Source organism: Nocardioides sp. (genome assembly GCF_036374615.1).
Taxonomy (GTDB): domain Bacteria; phylum Actinomycetota; class Actinomycetes; order Propionibacteriales; family Nocardioidaceae; genus Nocardioides.
Window position 1 is genome coordinate 1 of the sequence record NZ_DASUTK010000028.1, and the last position, 17,799, is coordinate 17,799.

The 17,799-nt window shown below is 72.3% G+C and carries 23 protein-coding genes; 13 read left to right on the plus strand and 10 right to left on the minus strand.

The features are described from left to right. From VFZ39_RS01995 to VFZ39_RS02030, 8 genes are all read left to right on the plus strand, one after another. Positions 1-204, plus strand: a 204-nt coding sequence (locus VFZ39_RS01995; RefSeq protein WP_330864046.1) for a hypothetical protein, incomplete at its 5' end; no start/stop codon positions are given. Then, positions 201-1,142, plus strand: a complete 942-nt coding sequence (locus VFZ39_RS02000; protein ID WP_330864047.1) for an XdhC family protein — start codon at positions 201-203, stop codon at positions 1,140-1,142. The genes VFZ39_RS01995 and VFZ39_RS02000, both read left to right, overlap by 4 nt. 2 nt (positions 1,143-1,144) lie before the next feature. Then, the gene (locus tag VFZ39_RS02005) at positions 1,145-1,735 is read left to right on the plus strand and encodes an SRPBCC family protein (protein ID WP_330864048.1); all 591 of its coding nucleotides are present in this window, start codon (positions 1,145-1,147) and stop codon (positions 1,733-1,735) included. A gap of 13 nt (positions 1,736-1,748) precedes the next feature. Then, positions 1,749-2,000 (plus strand): hypothetical protein, encoded by a 252-nt coding sequence (locus VFZ39_RS02010; protein ID WP_330864049.1) that lies wholly within the window; start codon positions 1,749-1,751, stop codon positions 1,998-2,000. Between the two features lie 4 nt (positions 2,001-2,004). After that, positions 2,005-2,232 (plus strand): hypothetical protein, encoded by a 228-nt coding sequence (locus VFZ39_RS02015; protein WP_330864050.1) that lies wholly within the window; start codon positions 2,005-2,007, stop codon positions 2,230-2,232. Between the two features lie 3 nt (positions 2,233-2,235). Then, positions 2,236-2,490 carry a hypothetical protein gene (locus tag VFZ39_RS02020; RefSeq protein WP_330864051.1) on the plus strand — a complete coding sequence of 85 codons (255 nt, stop codon included), beginning with the start codon at positions 2,236-2,238 and terminating at the stop codon, positions 2,488-2,490. Between the two features lies 1 nt (position 2,491). Beyond that, positions 2,492-2,785 carry a hypothetical protein gene (locus VFZ39_RS02025; RefSeq protein WP_330864052.1) on the plus strand — a complete coding sequence of 98 codons (294 nt, stop codon included), beginning with the start codon at positions 2,492-2,494 and terminating at the stop codon, positions 2,783-2,785. Continuing rightward, complete coding sequence (locus tag VFZ39_RS02030) at positions 2,782-3,144, plus strand: hypothetical protein (protein ID WP_330864053.1); 363 nt, start codon at positions 2,782-2,784, stop codon at positions 3,142-3,144. Before VFZ39_RS02025 ends, VFZ39_RS02030 begins: the two co-directional genes overlap by 4 nt. Here the strand turns inward: VFZ39_RS02030 and VFZ39_RS02035 are convergent. The 4 genes from VFZ39_RS02035 to VFZ39_RS02050 are packed head-to-tail and all read right to left on the minus strand — an operon-like array spanning position 3,123 to position 5,872. Beyond that, complete coding sequence (locus VFZ39_RS02035; protein ID WP_330864054.1) at positions 3,123-3,593, minus strand: hypothetical protein; 471 nt, start codon at positions 3,591-3,593, stop codon at positions 3,123-3,125. The genes VFZ39_RS02030 and VFZ39_RS02035 overlap by 22 nt on opposite strands. Further along, complete coding sequence (locus tag VFZ39_RS02040) at positions 3,590-4,720, minus strand: vWA domain-containing protein (RefSeq protein WP_330864055.1); 1,131 nt, start codon at positions 4,718-4,720, stop codon at positions 3,590-3,592. Before VFZ39_RS02040 ends, VFZ39_RS02035 begins: the two co-directional genes overlap by 4 nt. Further along, complete coding sequence (locus VFZ39_RS02045; RefSeq protein ID WP_330864056.1) at positions 4,713-5,624, minus strand: AAA family ATPase; 912 nt, start codon at positions 5,622-5,624, stop codon at positions 4,713-4,715. Before VFZ39_RS02045 ends, VFZ39_RS02040 begins: the two co-directional genes overlap by 8 nt. Continuing rightward, on the minus strand, positions 5,621-5,872 hold the full coding sequence (locus tag VFZ39_RS02050) for a hypothetical protein (RefSeq protein ID WP_330864057.1): 252 nt from the start codon (positions 5,870-5,872) through the stop codon (positions 5,621-5,623). The genes VFZ39_RS02045 and VFZ39_RS02050 overlap by 4 nt, the downstream gene beginning before the upstream one ends. A gap of 173 nt (positions 5,873-6,045) precedes the next feature. Here VFZ39_RS02050 and VFZ39_RS02055 point away from each other — a divergent pair, with 173 nt between their 5' ends. After that, positions 6,046-7,017, plus strand: coding sequence for a quinone oxidoreductase family protein (locus VFZ39_RS02055; protein WP_330864058.1), 972 nt, complete (start codon positions 6,046-6,048; stop codon positions 7,015-7,017). Positions 7,018-7,030: 13 nt separating this feature from the next. Here VFZ39_RS02055 and VFZ39_RS02060 read toward each other — a convergent pair whose 3' ends face one another. Next, positions 7,031-7,381, minus strand: a complete 351-nt coding sequence (locus tag VFZ39_RS02060) for a hypothetical protein (RefSeq protein WP_330864059.1) — start codon at positions 7,379-7,381, stop codon at positions 7,031-7,033. Between the two features lie 126 nt (positions 7,382-7,507). On the opposite strand from VFZ39_RS02060, the gene VFZ39_RS02065 reads away from it, so the two are divergent. Both VFZ39_RS02065 and VFZ39_RS02070 read left to right on the plus strand, forming a co-directional pair. Further along, positions 7,508-7,900, plus strand: a complete 393-nt coding sequence (locus VFZ39_RS02065) for a VOC family protein (RefSeq protein ID WP_330864060.1) — start codon at positions 7,508-7,510, stop codon at positions 7,898-7,900. Then, positions 7,897-8,382, plus strand: coding sequence for a DUF1772 domain-containing protein (locus VFZ39_RS02070; protein ID WP_330864061.1), 486 nt, complete (start codon positions 7,897-7,899; stop codon positions 8,380-8,382). Before VFZ39_RS02065 ends, VFZ39_RS02070 begins: the two co-directional genes overlap by 4 nt. Before the next feature lie 4 nt (positions 8,383-8,386). Here VFZ39_RS02070 and VFZ39_RS02075 read toward each other — a convergent pair whose 3' ends face one another. The 5 genes from VFZ39_RS02075 to VFZ39_RS02095 all read right to left on the minus strand — a co-directional run bounded on the left by VFZ39_RS02075 (position 8,387) and on the right by VFZ39_RS02095 (position 15,193). Continuing rightward, on the minus strand, positions 8,387-11,536 hold the full coding sequence (locus tag VFZ39_RS02075; protein WP_330864062.1) for an ATP-binding protein: 3,150 nt from the start codon (positions 11,534-11,536) through the stop codon (positions 8,387-8,389). Between the two features lie 28 nt (positions 11,537-11,564). After that, positions 11,565-12,779, minus strand: a complete 1,215-nt coding sequence (locus tag VFZ39_RS02080; protein WP_330864063.1) for an NAD(P)/FAD-dependent oxidoreductase — start codon at positions 12,777-12,779, stop codon at positions 11,565-11,567. Next, positions 12,776-14,086 carry an NAD(P)-binding domain-containing protein gene (locus VFZ39_RS02085; protein WP_330864064.1) on the minus strand — a complete coding sequence of 437 codons (1,311 nt, stop codon included), beginning with the start codon at positions 14,084-14,086 and terminating at the stop codon, positions 12,776-12,778. Before VFZ39_RS02085 ends, VFZ39_RS02080 begins: the two co-directional genes overlap by 4 nt. A gap of 166 nt (positions 14,087-14,252) precedes the next feature. Then, positions 14,253-14,684: a MaoC family dehydratase gene (locus VFZ39_RS02090; protein ID WP_330864065.1), complete on the minus strand. Its 432-nt coding sequence runs from the start codon at positions 14,682-14,684 to the stop codon at positions 14,253-14,255. Positions 14,685-14,734: 50 nt separating this feature from the next. Further along, positions 14,735-15,193, minus strand: coding sequence for a hypothetical protein (locus VFZ39_RS02095; RefSeq protein ID WP_330864066.1), 459 nt, complete (start codon positions 15,191-15,193; stop codon positions 14,735-14,737). A 160-nt stretch (positions 15,194-15,353) separates the two neighbouring features. On the opposite strand from VFZ39_RS02095, the gene VFZ39_RS02100 reads away from it, so the two are divergent. Both VFZ39_RS02100 and VFZ39_RS02105 read left to right on the plus strand, forming a co-directional pair. After that, entirely contained in the window at positions 15,354-16,517 is a 1,164-nt protein-coding gene (locus tag VFZ39_RS02100; RefSeq protein WP_330864067.1) for a sensor histidine kinase, read from the plus strand. Further along, positions 16,514-17,200 carry a response regulator transcription factor gene (locus tag VFZ39_RS02105; protein ID WP_330864068.1) on the plus strand — a complete coding sequence of 229 codons (687 nt, stop codon included), beginning with the start codon at positions 16,514-16,516 and terminating at the stop codon, positions 17,198-17,200. Before VFZ39_RS02100 ends, VFZ39_RS02105 begins: the two co-directional genes overlap by 4 nt. The last annotated feature ends 599 nt before the right edge of the window (positions 17,201-17,799 follow it).

The window sequence follows — 17,799 nt, forward strand, 5'->3', positions numbered from 1 at the left end:
CCGCACCACCCGATCGGCGCGAAGGGGATCGGGGAGTGTGCGACCGTCGGCGGCCCGGCCGCGTTCGTCAACGCCGTGATGGACGCGATCAAGGGAGCCGGAGTGCGCAACGTGGACATGCCGCTGCTGCCCGACCGGGTCCACGAGGCGCTGACCGAGCGGCGTGACGTGTCCGGCGCGCCCCCGATCAGGACCGACCGATGATCGAGCCGGACGAGCTGGCCGACGTCGCCCGGGACCTGGAGAGCCGTGGTGAGGCGTACGCCGTCGCGACCGTGGTGTGGCGGCAGGCGCCGTCGTCGGGGCAGCTGGGTGGGCGGGCGATCGTCACGGCGGACGGTCGGCTGCACGGCTGGATCGGTGGTGCCTGTGCCGAGCCCAGCGTGATCCGCGCGGCGCAGCGACTCATCACGGCGGGCGAGTCGGCACTGCTCTACCTCGGTGCGACCGACGACCTGCTCCTTCCCGAGGGGGTGACGGCGATCCCGATGTCCTGCCAGAGCGAGGGAGCGCTCCAGATCTACGTCGAGCCGGCCAAGCCGGCGGTCCACCTCGTCGTCGTCGGCCACTCGCCGATGGCACGCGTCCTCACCGAGCTGGCCACGGCCGTCGGGTGGCGCGCCGAGCTGATGACGGGGCCGGAGTTCACGGCGGCCGACGTCGACCCCCGATCGGTCGTGATGGTGGCCACCCAGGGGCACGGCGACGAGGACGTGGTCAAGCACGCGGCGTCGGCGATGCCGGCATACCTGGGGCTGGTGGCGTCCCACAAGCGCGGCCGGGCGGTGCTCGGCTACGTCGCCGAGCAGGGGATACCCCAGCACCTGCTGGACCGGGTGAGCACCCCGGTCGGGATCGACCTGGGACCGACGACCCACCGGGAGATCGCGGTCTCGATCCTCGCCGAGCTGGTCAAGGTCCGCGCGGCCGGTGGTTTCGCCGGCGAGCAGCCGCAGCGCACTGAGCTGCCGCTGCTGGAGACCCCTGACGCGGTCGACCCGGTCTGCCACATGACCGTGCCCGCCGATGACGCTCACTTCCCCTACGAGCACGAGGGGACCACCTACCACTTCTGCTGCGTGGGATGTCGGGACGCGTTCGCGGAGGACCCGGCCCGGTTCCTCACGGTCACGGAGGCCTGATCATGCGGATCAGCAACCAGTTCGAGGTGGCGCAGCCGGTCGACAAGGTGTGGGCGTTCTTCGGCGACGTACCGCAGGTGGCCGCGTGCCTTCCCGGCGCCCAGCTCACCGACGAGCTCGGCGACGACACCTACGGCGGCGGGGTCGGCGTCCGGATGGGACCGGTCAAGCTCGAGTTCGACGGCCGCGCACGGATCGTGGAGCGCGACGACGCCACGAAGCGGATGGTGATCGACGCGTCGGGTGCGGACCGCAAGGGTCGCGGCCAGGCCGCGATGACCGTCACGGCAGTGCTCGCACCGGCGGGCACCGGAACCCGGGTGCAGCTCGATCAAGACCTGCAGCTCTCCGGTGCCGCGGCGCAGTACGGCCGCGGCATGATCGCGGACGTCACGACCGTCCTCATGGGGCAGTTCGCCGACAACGCCCAGGCCCGGATCGCCGCCATCGAGCGGGGCGAGTCGCCGGAGGCGGTCGCCGCGTCCAGGCCCGCCAGCGGGTTCTCTCTCGGCCTGCAAGCCGCGCGGCTGGCGCTGACCCGCGTCTTCCGACGCTTCTTCCTGCCCTACCGCCCGAGCAACATCGCGAGCTGAGGAGGCCGTCATCGTGCTGTGGTGGATCGCCAACATCGTCCTGCTGGTCGTCGTCGTACCTGTGCTGGTGGCGCTGCTCAACCGTGTGCTCGCCGCGCTCGAACGGATCCGCGCCGCGTCCGACGCGATCCTCACCGGCGGCGGGGCACTGGCAGCAGAGCTGGAGGAGGTGCCCGAGACGCTGGCCACGACCGGCGCAACGGTCGACGCCGTCTCGCAGGGCGCTGTCAGGTACGCCGGTTCCGTCGCGAAGCTGCTGGGGTGAGCTGATGCCTGTCGTCGCCTGGGTGACCGTCGTCATCGCCGCACTCATCATCGCCGCCGCCGCGCTCGGCCTGATCCGGGTGATCGGGCACCTCCGAGCGGTGGTCCGGACCCTGGACGGCGTGATCGCCGGGGTCGGGCTGGTCGCCGACCGGACGGCGACGGTCCCGGCGTCCGTGGCGGCCGTCAACAGCAGTCTCGAGCCGGTGCGCGACTTCTGCGAGGGGGTGTGAGCCATGACGGTGATGGCGGAGACCGGGTGGATGATCGGGTACGTCGTGGGGATCGTGGTGGTCCTGGTGGTCGTCGCCCTCGTGGTGCCGATCCTGCTGCTGGCGCACCGGATCGGCAAGCAGGCTGCGGCGATCGACGACTCGTTGCAGCAGTCGGTGACGAACACCGCCGGGCTGGCCGGGCTGCGCACCACGATCGAGAGCGCCGAGACGATCGTCGCGGGCCTGAACCGCGGACGCACCAGGTTGGGAGGTTGACATGTCACTGACCGTGATGCTGACCGACACCGAGGAGTCGCTGTGGTGGGGTGCGGTGATCGGCGGCTTCGTCGTCGTCCTCGCCGTGGCGGCGCTGCTGACGATCCTGGTGCTCGAGGTGCGGACCATCGACCGACGCGTGGAGAAGGTGAAGGCGACGCTGCGCGACGCGGAGCGCAACACCGATGACACCTCGTTGATCGCCACCACCGCTGCCGGGGTCGACGCGGTGCTCGCCGAGGGTCTCGAGCACCACCTGTTCCTCGGCCGGGTCCTGGGAAAGGTGCGGCTGTGACCACTCTCGTCGTGTTGACCGTCGTCGACATCGTGTTGCTGATCGCCGGCCTCGCCGGCTACCTGTACGTCGTCGGCACCCAGCTCACCCGGATCGCCGAGAACCTGGAGGAGTGCAGCGAGATCGTCGACCGGATCGTCGTCAACGCCGAGCCGATCTTGCCCGGCCTGCAGCACATCAACCGCACCGGCGGGGTGGTGGCCGGGGCGCTGCCGCTGCTGTACGGCATGGCCGAGGGGATCGTCCAGGGCGCGACGTACGAGCCCCCGACCGCTGACCGGCCACCGGCCCGCCCCGCCTCCGGCACCCGCCGCTCCCGGCTGCACGAGGCGGTCGGCTACGAGTCCGTCGGTTCCTGATCCGGCCCGGGTCTCGGTGCCCGCTCGCCGGGTGATCGCCGGGTTGTGAGCGGTCCGGTCGTCGGCGCCTGGTAGGAGCCGATCCAGTGGTCCTGCCAGGCGGACTCCAGCTGCTGCTGGTTGCACTGCGGCCGGTACACCGCGATCAGCTCGTCGGCGATCTGCTCCCGGTGGCCGGGGCCACCCCCGGGGATCCGGTACGTCGCGACGTGCACGGCGTGCCGGTGTCCGGCCCGCTCGACCCAGCAGGGTGCTGCCGGGTGCCGGAAGGGAAACCCCTCGCGAGACAGGTCGTCGGTGTGACCGACGTAGATCACGGCGTACCGGGCTCGCGCCGGGTCCGGCCGGTAGAGCACGACGTACACCGCCGGCTCGGCCGGGGGCGTCCATCCCGCCAGCAGCCGTGGCCCGTCGAACGGATAGCCCGCCAGCGATCCGAGCCGGATCATCCGAGCGCTGCCAGGGTCCGGGCGAACTCCTCCAGACCGGCGAGGTCGCGAGCCGACCGCTCGGCATCGATGTAGGGGGCCGCGACCGCCATCGCCCAGGACGGGGCGAGGCCGGTGCCGGCGTGCGGGTTGAGCCACACGATCCGATGGCTGAGTCGCGCCAACCGGGCCAGCGCGGACTCCAGCAGGGCAGGGTCGCCCCGGTCCAGCCCGTCGGAGCAGATCACGACGAGTCCGCCTCGCCCGATCCCGTGACGGCCGTGCTCGCGGACGAACGTGTCGAGGCTGGCGCCGATCCGGGTACCCCCCTCCCAGTCGACGACCGTCCGGGCGGCCCGGTCCAGCGCGTCGTCGGGGCGCCGGTGGCGGAGCTCGTGGGTGATCCGGGTCAACCGGGTCCCGAAGCAGAAAACCTCCACCCGCTGCGTGGCCCGGGTGGTCACGTGGGCGAACTGGAGCAGCGCCCGGGAGTAGTCGGCCATCGAGCCGGAGACGTCGAGGATCAGCACCAGCGGCCGGGGCCGCAGCCGGCGCTCGCGCCAGAGCAGCACCGCCGGGTCGCCGTGGGTGCGCAGCGCCTCACGCACGGTCCGACGCAGGTCGGGTCGGCGGCCCGACCGGGTGGGCACAGTACGCCGTGACCGCCGACGGGGGGGCGTCAGCCGGACCGTCCGCATGATCCGACGCAGCGCGGCCAGCTCCTCCGTCGAGCAGGCAGCGAACGCCTTGTGCTTCAGCGTGCCCACGTCGGAGGCGACCAGTCCCAGCGGGGCCCGCTCCTCCTCGCGCTCGCGTCCCAGCCGTTCGGTCTCGGGCAGCTGCAGCGCGCTGCGCGCCTCGCGAAGCTGCGGGGGAGTGAACGGCCGCGCGGGGTCGGGGGCGTCGCCGGGCGCGTCGAGGAAGTAGCGCAGGAACACGTCGTGGTAGACGGGGATCTGGTCATGCCGGGAGACCAGCGTGGCGCGACCGCCCCAGTAGAGGTCGAGCAGGTCAGTGGGGTCGAGCGGGTCCATCGCGGCACACAGCGTCATCACCTCGCCGGTGCCCACGGGAAGCCCTGCGGACCGGAGCTCCCGACCGAACCCGACCAGGGTCTCGGTGAGGCCCGCGGCCGGCTGCTCAGCCACTGCGGGGGACATAGGGTGCACCGCCAGCGGCCAGCTCGTGCACCCGCTCGCGGACGACGGCGAGGTCGTCGTGGTCCTTGACCACGGCGCCGATCGTGTCCTCGATGGTGGCGGCGTCGAAGCCCTCCGGGCCGGTCGCGCCGACCGCAGCCAGCGTCGCGACCCAGTCGAGCGTCTCCGCGACGCCGGGCGCCTTGACCAGGTCGAGGTCGCGCAGTCGCTGCACCGCAGCCACCACCTTGCGTGCGAGCCGCTCGTCGACCCCCGGGATCCGCGCACGCACGATCGCCAGCTCTCGCTCCGTGTCGGGGTAGCCCACCCAGGAGTAGAGGCAGCGGCGCTTAAGGGCGTCGTGGAGCTCGCGGGTCCGGTTGGACGTCAGCACGACCAGAGGTGGCCGCTCGGCAGCGACGGTGCCGATCTCGGGGATCGTGATCGCGAAGTCCGACAACAGCTCGAGCAGGAAGGCCTCGAACTCGTCGTCCGCGCGGTCGACCTCGTCCACGAGCAGCACAGCGGAGTCACCTGCGCGGACCGCGTCGAGGAGCGGCCGCTCGAGCAGGAAGGCGGGCCCGAACAGTGCGTCGACGGCTGAGTCGTCGGCCAGGTCGCGCTCGGAGAGCGCGCGGATCTGGAGCAGCTGTCGCGCGTAGTCCCACTCGTAGAGCGCCTGGTGGGTGTCGATGCCCTCGTAGCACTGCAGCCGGATCAGTCGCCGGCCGAGCACGCGCGCCAGAGCCTTCGCGATCTCGGTCTTGCCGACCCCGACCTCGCCCTCCAGCAGCAGCGGGCGGTCCAACGAGAGCGCGACGTACGCCGCGGTGGCCAGGCCTCGGTCGGCGAGGTACCCGTCGCCGCGCAGCGCCTCGGTGAGCCCGGCGACGCTGTCGGGGCGGGGGTTCATCCCTCCTCGCGGCCCAGCACGAGGTCGCGGATGGTCTCCCCGGAGCCGTGGAGCTTGCCCTCGCGCGCCAGCAGGTCGCGCCAGGCCTGCCGCAGGTCGGTGCCCGGCTCGGCCATCCCGTCGAAGGTGACCCCGCGCATCCGCTTGCAGACCTTGGCCGGGGTGGCCTCGTCGAGCTCGCGGGCCGCATCGGTGGCCGCGTCGGCCTCCCAGAGGGCACGCAGCACCGGCTCTCCGCTCGTGGCCATGGCTGCCTCCTTCCCGCTCGCCTGCTCCCACTGTAGGTCGGCGACGAGGCGGCTGCGAGGGTCGGCTAAGCGAATCCTGAGGTGGGACGTGGAACGAGTCATGCCCCGACCCTGCGAACCTCCGGCCCGCTCGGCGTAGCGCCCCTGTGCGAGCCGCTGCTTAGGGTGGAGGCATGCGTGCGATCGTGGTCAACGAGCTCGGCGGACCGGAGGTCCTGACGCTGGAGGAGCGACCCGACCCCGAGCCGGGACCGGGCGACCTCGTGGTCGCCGTGGCTGCCGGCGGCGTGAACTTCGTCGACATCTACCAGCGCACGGGTGCCTACCCGAAGCAGCTGCCCTACGTCGTGGGGTCGGAAGGAGCCGGCACGGTCACGGCCGTCGGGCCCGACGTCGAGGACTTCGCGGAGGGCGACCGGGTCACGTGGGCGATGGTCGACGGGACCGGCTACGCCGAGACGGCGGCCGTGCCCGCGGACAAGGCGGTGCTGGTCCCGGACCAGGTCGACCTCGAGCTGGCCGCCGCCGTGATGCTGCAGGGGATGACGGCCCACTACCTGGTCGAGTCGACGTTCCCAGCCGCCCGCGATCACACCGCCCTCGTCCACGCCGCGGCCGGCGGGGTGGGGCTGTTGCTGTGCCAGATGCTGAAGGCCAGGGGGGTGCGAGTCATCGGCACGACCTCGACCGAGGCGAAGGCCGACCTCGCGCGGGCCGCGGGCGCGGACGAGATCGTCTTCTACCGCGACACCGACGTTGTCGAGGCGGTCGACCGGATCACCGGCGGCGAGGGCGTCCACGTCGTGTACGACGGGGTCGGCCGGACCACGTTCGACGCAGGACTCGACGTGCTGCGGCCGCGCGGCACCATGGTTCTCTTCGGCGCAGCCAGCGGTCCGGTGCCGCCTCTCGATCCCCAGGTCCTCAACCGCAAGGGGTCGCTCTTCTTGACGCGGCCGATGCTGACGCACCACCTGCTCGACCGCGCGGAGCTGCTGTGGCGTGCGTCGGACGTGCTCGGTGCGGTGGCGTCCGGCGCACTGGCGGTCAGGATCGGCGGCCGGTACCCGCTCGCGGAAGCCGCACAGGCGCATCGTGACCTCGAGGCCGGTGGCACGACCGGCAAGCTGCTGATCTCCCCCTGACCGGGGTCCGTGCTCAGCGGATGACCAGCAGCCCGACGAGGATCGGGATCGCCCCCAGCGCGAGCCAGGGGGAGAGCATCGAGCGTCGGTGGATCGCCAGCCCGACCGCGATCGCCAGCGCACCGAAGGCTCCCGCGATGACCACGAGCCCGATCTGCCCGACCCGCTCGTCGGCACCCATGACGGCCGCGGCGACGATCAGGCCCCCTGACAGGTGCAGGATCGTGGTGACCGCCAGCGTCGACAGCACCCACTGCTGCACGCGCTGGAGACGACGCTCGGCCTCCGGGTCACGCGGCTTGCGAGGTGCGTTCGGGTCCATCAGGTGACGGCGACGACGCACGGTGGACTGGTCCTGGGTCACGGTCGCCTCCTCTCGCACACGCGCTGGCGCAGTGCTCTCGACACTAGTGAATCGGACGCGGTGCGTGCTCCCGAAATCGGCGGCGCTCCTGAGCACGACGTCTCCGCCTCGTCGTACGCTCCCGCCATGCATCGCAGCCGGATCGGCGTGTTCCTGATCGACCAACCCGAGGAGTCGTACGAGGCGACCGCGACCTTCTGGGCCGCCGCGACCGGGTCGGATCGGTCGCGCGCCGACGCCCCACCGGGCGAGGACCCGTACGAGTCGCTCACACCGCTGGCCGGCGGTGAGCTCTTGGAGCTGCAGCGCACGGGGGCCGGAACGCCGCCGCGCATCCACCTCGACATCGAGACCGACGACGTGGCGGCGGAGGTGGCCAGGGTCGTCGGCATCGGCGCCGCCGTGCTCGAGGAGCGCGACGGCTACACGATCCTCACCGATCCCGCCGGCATGGTCTTCTGCGTCGTCCCCGTCCAGAGCGGCGACCACTTCGCGCGTCACGCCACGACCTGGCGGTGACCGTGGAGGCCGGAGCTGTCGTGCTGCTGCTCGCCACGATCGTGAACGGGTTGCTGGCGGGGTTCTTCTACGCGTTCTCGCACACCGCGATGCCAGGCCTGGCCCGCCGCGACGACCGCACCTACGTGGGGGCGTTCCAGGGGGTCGACCAGGCGGTCTACAACCCCTGGTTCATGACGACGTTCATGGGCGGGCCGCTGCTCGTGGCGGTGGCACTGGTGCTGAACCTCGATCAGGACGGTACGACGGTCACGCTGCTCGTGGCCGCGCTGGTGCTGGCCGTCGCCACGGTCGCGATCACAGCCGCCGTCCACCTGCCGCTCAACAAGGAGATCCAGCAGGTGGACCTCGAGGGCGGCGGGGACCCGGGGCCCGCCAGGTCGCGGTTCGAGGAGCGCTGGGTCCGCTTCAACCTGCTTCGCACGCTGACCTCGGTCGGCGCGTTCGTCATCGTGGCGGTCGTCCTGGCACTGGTGGACTGACGAGTCAGCCGGTGGGCTCGGCGTACGCCACCGGCTCGACTGATCGGGCGGCCAGGCTGCGACAGCGCTCGGCATCTGTCAGGTGCCCGGCCGTGTCGAAGAGGACGGCCGCCTGCTCGGCCAGCCCTACGGCTCGAGACTCGTCGCCGTCGGCACGTGCGAGGTGGGCCTCGGCCTCGGTCACTGCGGCCTGCCACGCCGTACCCTCCCATCGCGCGGCCGACTTCCGCGCGATCGACAGGTATCGCTGGGCGTCCTCGAGGTCACCGACGTCGGCGCACGCGATCGCGGCCGGCACTGCCAGCATCACGTCGCAGAACGAGCACGCGTCTCTCTGGCCCATCGTTGCCTCGGCCCGGTCCACGACCGCGCGGGCTGCTGCCGGGTCCGGCGCGGCGGCGATCATCGTGCCGTAGATCCGCTGCAGCAGGTGCATGCTGATCACCGCCCATCGTGCCAACGGCAAGGCGCGCTGCAGGAGCTGTCCGGCAGCGCCTCGGTCACCTTGCGCGAGGCGGACCTCCGCCAGCCGCTGCAGGCTGTGCGCCTCTCCGGCTGGTGCGTCGATGTCGCGGTGCAGCTCCACCGACTCCTCCAGCTCACGCTCCGCACGCTCGAGGTCTCCCATCAGCAACGCCGCCTCACCGATCAGGGCGGTGGCGAAGGCCACACCACGCAACGCACCCGCCTGGTTGGCACGGGTCCGCAGCTCCTCGGTGTCCCTGATCACCTCGTCGTAGGGCACGGGACCGTAGAGCAGGTACTCCGCCACGCACAGGTGGGCGTCGAAGAGGGCTACAGCGAGTCGCTCCTGGCCGCGAGTGCGCCGCAGCTCCATGCGGAACCGGTCGAACCACTCGCCGCGCTGGTGCGCGATCAGGCCCTGGAGGGAGATCAGGTCCATCAGGTGCCACTCGTCGACCGCGAGCGGCAGCAGTGCTCGCGCCTGCGCGGCGATGTCCCAGGCGGCGTCGACGTCGCCGGTGAAGTAGGCGAGGTTGCCACGGGCGATGAGCAGCGGCCCGTCGGCGGCGTCACCCTCTAGGTCGAGGCCGTCGAGCGCGGCCGCGGCGGTGTCGACGTCGCCGGTGAGGCCGCTCGCGCGTGCCAGCCGTGCCCGGACCAGCCGGTGCTCGGTCCCTGAGGTGACCGGCAGCGCCTCGCCGTAGGCCTCCGCCGCTCCGGGGTCACCGAGCGCCAGGAGCAGGTCACCGCGGCGCGCCAGCAGCCGCGGCAGCTCCGGTGAGCCGGCTGCGTGGTCACGTACGGCGTCGAGCAGCCCGAGCGCGTCACGGTAGGCGCCCAGGGCGCCGTCGACCTCGATCGCCCGTGCGACGTACGGGAGCGCCCGCCGGGGCAGGCCGGCGGCCAGGAACTGGTGGGCGACGCGACTGGCCGGCGCTCCGAGCCGGGCCAGTGCCTCCGCCACCTCACGACGAGCAGTGACGGCCGCCGACGGCGCCAGCTGCTCGATCAGCGCCTCACGCACCAGCGGATGGCGGAACCGGTGGCCGTTCTCCCCGGGCTCGACCAGCAGCGACGACAAGGCGACGTCCAGGTGCTGGTAGGCCACGTCCTCCTCGACGTCTGCGACGGCCACGAGCTCGTCGAGCGTGAACGTCATGCCCAGCAGCGCCACGCGTGAGAACGTCTGGACGACCGCGGGAGGGACGGCGGGGATGACGCCCGTGCCTCGGGTCGTGCCGCCCGACGCCCGCCGGCCCAGCTCCAGGGCGGTGAAGGGGAGGCCGCCGCTGGCCTGCACGACCCGAGCGACGTCGTCGGACGAGAGGTCGGGGTGCCGCTCCACGAGCAGCCGTCTGAGAGCCGGCTCGGGCAGCGGCGTGACGTCGATCTGCGCATCGAGGTCGCGGGCGACCAGACTGGTCAGGACGTCCGCGACGGGGGTGGGAGGGTCGGGCCGGTGGGCCACGGCGACCAGCACGGGCTCGGTGGCTGCGCACCGGACCAGGTAGTGGATCAGCCGCATCGAGGCCTCGTCGGCATCCTGCACGTCGTCCACCACCAGCAGCAGACCGTGATCCGCCGCCGCGAGGCGCACCAGCTCGGCGGCGGCGACGAACAGCCGTTGGTGGCCGGACTCGCCGGTCCAGACTGTCTCGCGGCCCGCCAACGCGTGATCGATCTCGTCGCGGTAGACGTCGCCCAGCCCGTCGAGGAGCGCGGGATGCTGACGGCAGAGGTCCCCCAGCGCCTCCAGCACCGGGGCGTAGGGCCAGGGTCCCTCGACCGCGGTTGCCAGACCCCGCCCGGTGCGCCAGCCGCGACGTCGCGCCAGCGACACGGTCAGGTCCAGCAGCGCCGTCTTGCCCACGCCCGGTGGTCCCGCCAGCACCACCGCGCCGCCCTTCGAGGCCCCGGCCCGTTCCAGCCTGGCGCGGATCCGGTCTCCCGCCTCGCGACGGCCGACCAGGCGCGTGCTCTGCGTGGCGGGGGCGGCCACCTGGGTCGCCGCCTGCAGCCGTTCCTGGAGCTGGCGAGCAGCGGGCCCCGGGGCGGTACCGAGCTCGCGACGAAGGGCGTTGTCGAGGCGCTCCAGCTGACGCAGCGCTGCGCGGCTCTCTCCGCGTTGGGCCAGCTCGGTCGCGAGCGCCAGGTGGGCCTCCTCGTCCGCGGGCTCCAGCTCCAGGAGCTGCTTCCAGCGTCGAGCGAGGCGCAGCAGGTCGACGCGCACGTGCCGCACGTCGTCTCGGGCGCCGGTGGTCCAGGGCTCGTAGAGGTCCTCCGGCAGCAGCTCACCGCCGTACAGCTCGAGCGCCTGCTGTGCGCCGTCGGGCGACTTCTCGTCGACGGCGTGCCGACCGTGCTCCAGGAACTCGGCCACGTCGACGACCACATCGTCCTCGGGGAGCAGCGTCACCATGTCCTGCCGCAGCACCATGGCGTTCGTCCGGTCGCCCAGGGCGCGGCGGGCGTAGTGGGCTGCCTTGTGCAGACGGGGACCGGCGGTCTCCACGGGCTGTCCGGGCCAGAGGGCTTCGATGACCTGCTCCCGGTGCAACCGGCGGCGCTCGGACAGAGCAAGCAGCTTCACCAGGCTCGCGGCCGAGCGACGCGCCCACGCGTCCGGGGGCACGCGGACACCGTCCACGTCCACCGTGAAGCTCCCGAGCAGCCCGATCGTCACCGCCACAGGGCCGACTCCTCCTCGGGCGGCAAGATTATCGGGGCGAGGCGACGATGTCAGGGACCACGGACCGCGCACTGGCCGCGGAGACCCGTGCTCGGACCGGGAGGGACTGGAGGTGGTCCACCTCGTCACTCATCGCCGAGCTCACGCGGCGCAGCAGGGTCTGCACCCGATCCGGGCCCCAGTCGTACGCCGCGACCTGCTCGGTCACCTCGAACAGGCGCCTCGACAATCGGTCCCGGGTCTCCTGGTAGCCGCGCAGGGCGACGGCGTCCGGGGTTCCGCCGAGCACCGCCAGCAGCGCGTCGGTCAACAGCTCGGCGTCGCGCAGCGCGTCGGTCATGCCGTGAGTGGTGATCGGGTCCTTGAAGTAGCCCGCGTCACCCACCAGCGCCCAGCCCGCTCCCCAGGACCGACGCACGTATCCGGGCAGGCCCGCCCAGCCGCGGATCCGGCCGCTCGGCCGGGCCGCCCGGACTCGCTCCGCGAACCCGCCGGCGGCGAGGCCGAGCAACGCGTCGAAGGCGGGCTCGGCGCCCTCGCGGCGCAGCCGCCGGAGACGGTCGGGGGTTGCCGCGACGAACACACAGCTCTCGCCGGCATTGGTGGGGATGACACCCGCTGCCGCACCGGCGGCGTACGCCCACTCGTAGCCCGCTGGCTCCAGGCCGCCCAGGTAGCGGTACAGGACCGCGCTGGCCGAGTCGCCCTGTGCCACCAACGGCGCGGCGACCTCACGCGCCACCAGGGAGCCGATCCCGTCGGCTCCGACGGTCATCCGGGCGCACAACCTCACCCTGCCGCGGCGGGGCGGAGCCGCAACCACCCCGGAGACGCGACCCGCGTCGTCGCGCAGCAGGCCCGTCACTGGCGTCTGATGCCACACCTCCGCGCCCGCCTCCGCTGCGGCGTCGACGAGGATCCGGTCCAGGACGTGGCGCCTCGGGGCGTACAGCGCATCCACACCTGCGTTCGGCCGGATCGTCACGCGCACCTGTGGCCGGTCCTCGACGTGGAAGGTCGTGCGACGCACGGGCGGCGTGCCCGCGGCGATCACCTGGTCGAGGAGCCCCCAGCGGGTGAGCTGCAGCACGCCGGCCCGCATCAGCGCGTGCGTCGACAGGGTGTCGCTGCCGTGACGCAGCCGGTCCAGCAGGGCGACGCGTGCCCCGGCACGGGCGAGCAGGAGGGCGGTCGAGGCGCCGGCGACCCGACCCCCCACCACGACCACGTCGTAGGTCTTCATACCGCACGACCTGTCTCGGCCGAGCCGCGCCGATCGCCGGGGCGCTCGGCGCGCGCCAGTGGCGGATGCGAGCCGGTCAGCAGGTGGGTCGTCACGGCGCGGGCGTCGTGGCGGGCGCCGTCGATGAAGCCGGAGTCACGGCGGTGCTGGAACCGCTGACCCACCACGTAGACGCCGGGAGCAGCCGTGACCCCCCGGTACTGCCGGATCGCGCCACCGGGTTCGAGAACCGGGAGGTGGAGCCAGGAGTGGTCGGGCCGGAAGCCGGTGGCCAGCAGCACGGTCCGGATCCCTTCGGCTCCGAGGTCCAGGGACCGTGGGGTCGGCGTGAGATCGACCCGTCGGGGCCGAGCCGGCGGCCACACCTCGGCCGTGAGGCCGACCCGGTCGATGTGGTCGTCCACGACGTCGAGGAACCGGTGCATCTGCCGGTCGGCCGCCGCCACCACCTGCGGCAGGTCGTCGGAGAACGTCGCGGTGCCGCCGGTCAACGACTCCAGGCGACCGGCCAGTCGGACCCCGCGTGCCTGCAGGACAGCGAGGTCCAGGTCGTCAGCGGCGGTCCCGGCTCCGGTGCGCCCCACGAGCTGCAGCGACGGCTCGGCCCGGGCGGCAGCGGCATCGCGCACCTCGTCGATCGTGCGTGCGGTGCGACCGGTCTGCTCCATCCACCAGAACGCGTCCATGCCGCGGTAGCGCCGGGGCATCCTCGTGTGACGCCCCACTGCCAGCACCACGTCGCGACCGGCTCGGGACAGCTCGTTCGCGATCTGTACGCCGGATGAGGAGGCCCCGACCACCAGGACGCCGCCCGCGGCCAGCTGGTCGGGGTTGCGGTACTGGTTGCTGGTCCGGACCTCGACATCCCCGCCCCGCAGTGCGTCCGGGACGTTCGGCGTGCCGTGCGGCCCGGTGGCGACGACGACGTGGCGGGTCCGGAAGCTGCCACAGTCCGTCGCCACGTCGTACTGCTGGAGTCCTGCCTGTCGCACCGACCGCACCGCGGCGCCCTCCACGACCGGTGCGGCGAAGGACGCGGCGTACTTCTCGAGGGTGCCGACGAGCTCGGACGCGGAGCGGAACCCGTCGGGGTCCGGCCCGGCGTAGGGCCACCCCGGGAGGCGGGTCATCCAGTTCGGGGTGAGCAGGTGCAGCGAGTCCCAGCGCTCGGTGCGCCACCGCTCACCGATCCGGCCCCGATCCAGGACGACGTGGTCCCGCCCGGCGTCGGTCAGCAGCCGGCTCATCGCGAGACCGGCATGACCGGCACCGATGACGACGGTGTCGACGTGTCCGTGCTCGCTCACGGCAGGACTCGTCGCTCTGGTCGGTAGGTGGCGCTGGTCTGGGGTGTGGTCATGGGACGAGGGTCCGGGTCGGACCTTCCCCGGACCTTCCGCCCGGATCGTCGTGGCCGGAAGGTGCCCGAGCCACCGGCGGTGAGTCCGGGCGGGCTTCGAGGATCGGTGGGGACTACACGCTGCTCACAGCGCCCGCGGCGACCGCCGGGTCGCGCCAGACCACAGCGGTGCCGTCGAGCACGGTGACCCCGTCCTGGTTCGTGATCACGGTGGCCAGCCGCGTGACCGGTTTGTCGGCGCGTGCCTCGAGGACGGTTGCCTCGGCGGTGATCTCGTCACCTGGCCGCACCGGCGCCAGGAAGCGCCACGACACCTCCAGGAAGACGCTGCCCGGTCCCGGGAGCTGTTCTGCGACGAGCGCGTTGAGCAGTCCCGACGTGACGCCCCCTTGCACGACCAGGCCGCCGAACCGGCTGGCCCGGGCGAGCTCCTCGTCGTAGTGGATCGGGTTCCTGTCGCCGGTCAGCTCGGTGAAGAGCGCGATGTCGCGCGTGGTGATGCTGCGACTGCGGCGGGCGGAGTCGCCGATCTGCGGTGTGGTCATGGGAGAAGTCTGCCGCCGCCGACGCCGTGCTGGACTCCGAGACAACGGCCTCAGAAGTTGATCAGCCAGACGGCAGCGTTGAGGGTGGCGGCGAAGCCACCGAGCAGGACCCCGGTCCAGGCGAGGCCGCGTCGCTGCCCCGGGCGGCGCAAGCCCTCGGCGCCCAGCGTCACTGCGAGTCCACCGAGGACGATCCCCGCGCTGATCCAGAAGAACACCAGTCCCAGCACCGCCGCGACGCCCACCGCGAGGCTCGCCGCGGCGATCGAACGGGCTCGCCACAGCCGGCGGCCGAGGAGTGCGAAGACTGCCAGCGAGACGACCACGACGAGTGGCGCGAGGACGGCCGCCTCCGGGTCGAGCTCCCAGATCGACTGGTTCTGGTGGAGGACGGCATTGAGGCGGGGGAGGAGTACAGCCGCCACCGCGGTCACGGCGGCCGCGCGCCACAGGAGGCCCGTGTCGTAGCCAGTGCCGGTGGTGCTGTGGGTCTTGTCGATGGTGGTCATGCCAGCTCCTCGTGTGGTGTGAACGGTGTCGACTAGCATCGAGTGGCGGACTCCCCGACACATCGGTCTCGAGAGTGGACTGGCTTCGTCCGAAAGAGCGGGCCTGCGATCACTCGAAAGAGCGATGTACGACGGCGTCGTTGGGGTTACCTTGAGCGGCGTGACCGCCCGCGGAGTCCGCGCTTTCGTGTCGGCTCACGGCGACCAGCTGCTCGCCGCGGGCACGGCGGCCCTGTTCGTGGCCGAGGTGCTCTCCAGCAACGAGCTCACCGGCTACCGGGGTTGGGCCCTGCTCGTGGCGGTGCTGATGCCCGCCTCGCTAGCGTTGCGCCGCAGCATGCCGGTGCTTCCCCTCCTTGCAGCCGTGGTGGTGATCCAGCTGAGCCACTCGGTGCTGCCGGGGCTGGCCGACACCGGCGCGTTCCTCTTCGCGATCCTGGTCGCGATCTACTCGGCCGGTGCCCATGCCCAGCGGGCCACGCTGGTCCTGACCGCCGCGCTCGTGGTCGCGATCATCCCGCTGGCCGCCCTGGACCCCCAACAGGAGCCCGACCTGGGCGACTGGATCTTCTTCATGGTGTTCCTCGGCGCGCCGTTCGTGGCCGGGCTCGCGTTCCGGCGCAGGAGGCTCCGGGACCTCGAGCTGGCCGAGCGGGCGCTGGCCGCCGAGCAGGAGAGCGTCGCCCTGGCGGAGGCCGCAGTGGAGGCCGAGCGGCTCCGGATCGCGCGCGAGCTCCACGACGTCGTGGCCCACGCCATCAGCCTGATCGTGGTCCAGTCCCGCGGCGGTCGGCGCAGCCTCGAACCTCGCGACGACTCCGCGCGCCGCGCGTTCGACACCATCGAGCACGCGGGCGAGCAGGCGCTGGTGGAGATGCGTCGGATGCTGCAGGTGCTTCGCACCGAGGAGGCGGTCGGCGCCGAGACCCTGGCTCCGCGTCCCACGCTGGGGCGGCTCGACGACCTGGTCGCCGACGTCGCGCGCGCCGGCCTACTGGTCGACGTCGTCGTCGAGGGCACGCCCGTCGAGCTGCCACCCGGGGTCGACCTCTCGGCGTACCGCATCGTCCAGGAAGGGCTCACCAACGTGATGAAGCACGCAGGTCGGGCCAGGGCGCAGGTGCTGCTGCGCTACCGGCCGGAGGACCTGGAGATCGAGGTCAGCGACGACGGGGACGGGGGCGGGACCCGCGGTGGGTCCGGGCACGGGCTCGCCGGCGTCCGGGAGCGGGTGTCCGTCCACGGTGGCACGCTGCACGCGGGTCCGAGACCTGGCGGCGGCTTCGAGATCCGGGCGAGCCTCCCCACCGGGGTGGTCGCGTGATCCGCGTCCTGCTGGCCGACGACCAGGCGCTGGTGCGGGCCGGCTTCCGCCTGATCCTGGACGTCGAGCCCGACCTCCAGGTCGTCGGTGAGGCGAGCAACGGTCTGGAGGCCGTCGAGCTGGCCAGACTCGTGAGCCCGGACGTCGTGCTGATGGACATCCGGATGCCGGAGATGGACGGCGTCGAGGCGACCCGCTTGATCACCGGACAGCAGGACGGACCCCGGGTCGTCGTGCTCACGACCTTCGACCTCGACGAGTACGTCTACGCCTCGCTCCGCGCAGGAGCCAGTGCGTTCCTGCTCAAGGACGCCAAGGAGGACCAGCTCCTCGCCGCCATCCGGGTCACCGCGCAGGGAGGGTCGCTGTTCGCTCCCGTCGTGACCGCTCGACTCATCGAACGCTTCTGCGCGCACGAGGGGAGTGCCGGGCCACCCGCGGCGGGCATCGTCCACGGGGCCGGCCTGGAGACCCTCACCCCGCGTGAGCACGAGGTCCTGGCGCTCGTCGCCCGCGGCCTCACCAACGCCGAGATCGCTGGTCAGATGGTGGTCAGCGAGCACACGACCAAGACCCACGTGGCCAGCCTGCTGCAGAAGCTGGGCCTGCGCAGCCGGGTCCAGGCGGTCGTGCTCGCCTACGAGAGCGGCCTGATCCGGCCGCACATCAAGCATCTGCACTAATGGGTCTGGCTCTTGTCGTGACGACGCCACTGGTCATGGTGAGGGGCATTTTCGCTCCCACCTGCGGCACCTGGCGCGCCGCCGGGCTCAGTCACTTGTGCTCGCGGCATGAGAACCCTGGACCCGGCCCTCGAACCTCGACCCAGACACGGGCCGAGTCGCGGCCGCACGAGCGACTGCCGCATCGCCGGCTAGATAGCTCCATACGACTACGGAGAACTAAGCCGGCCGCACGCACCCTTGCCGACGTTCGCCGCGTCCTGACAGCACAGACAGGTCAGGGCCCAACAGGGGCACACCCAGTGAGGAACGGGTGCGTTCGTGGCCCGCTTGTCGTGCACAAGGTGGCTTCGGGCCTGCTTGTCCACAGGTGGTGTTCAGCGCGGTCGGAAATGTCGGTCGGATGCGGGTGAATGGACGCATGGCGATCACTCCGCTCCCGCACCCGGACCCGGCGCCCGCTGACGCGGCGGGTGTCGTGGCGACCGCGTGTGCGGGGATCGACGGGGTCGCCGACGTGCTCGGGTCCGCCCGCCCCGACGGCGAGCTGGTGGCCGGGGTGGAGGAGCTGCAACGGCTCAAGGCGAAGACCGCCGCGC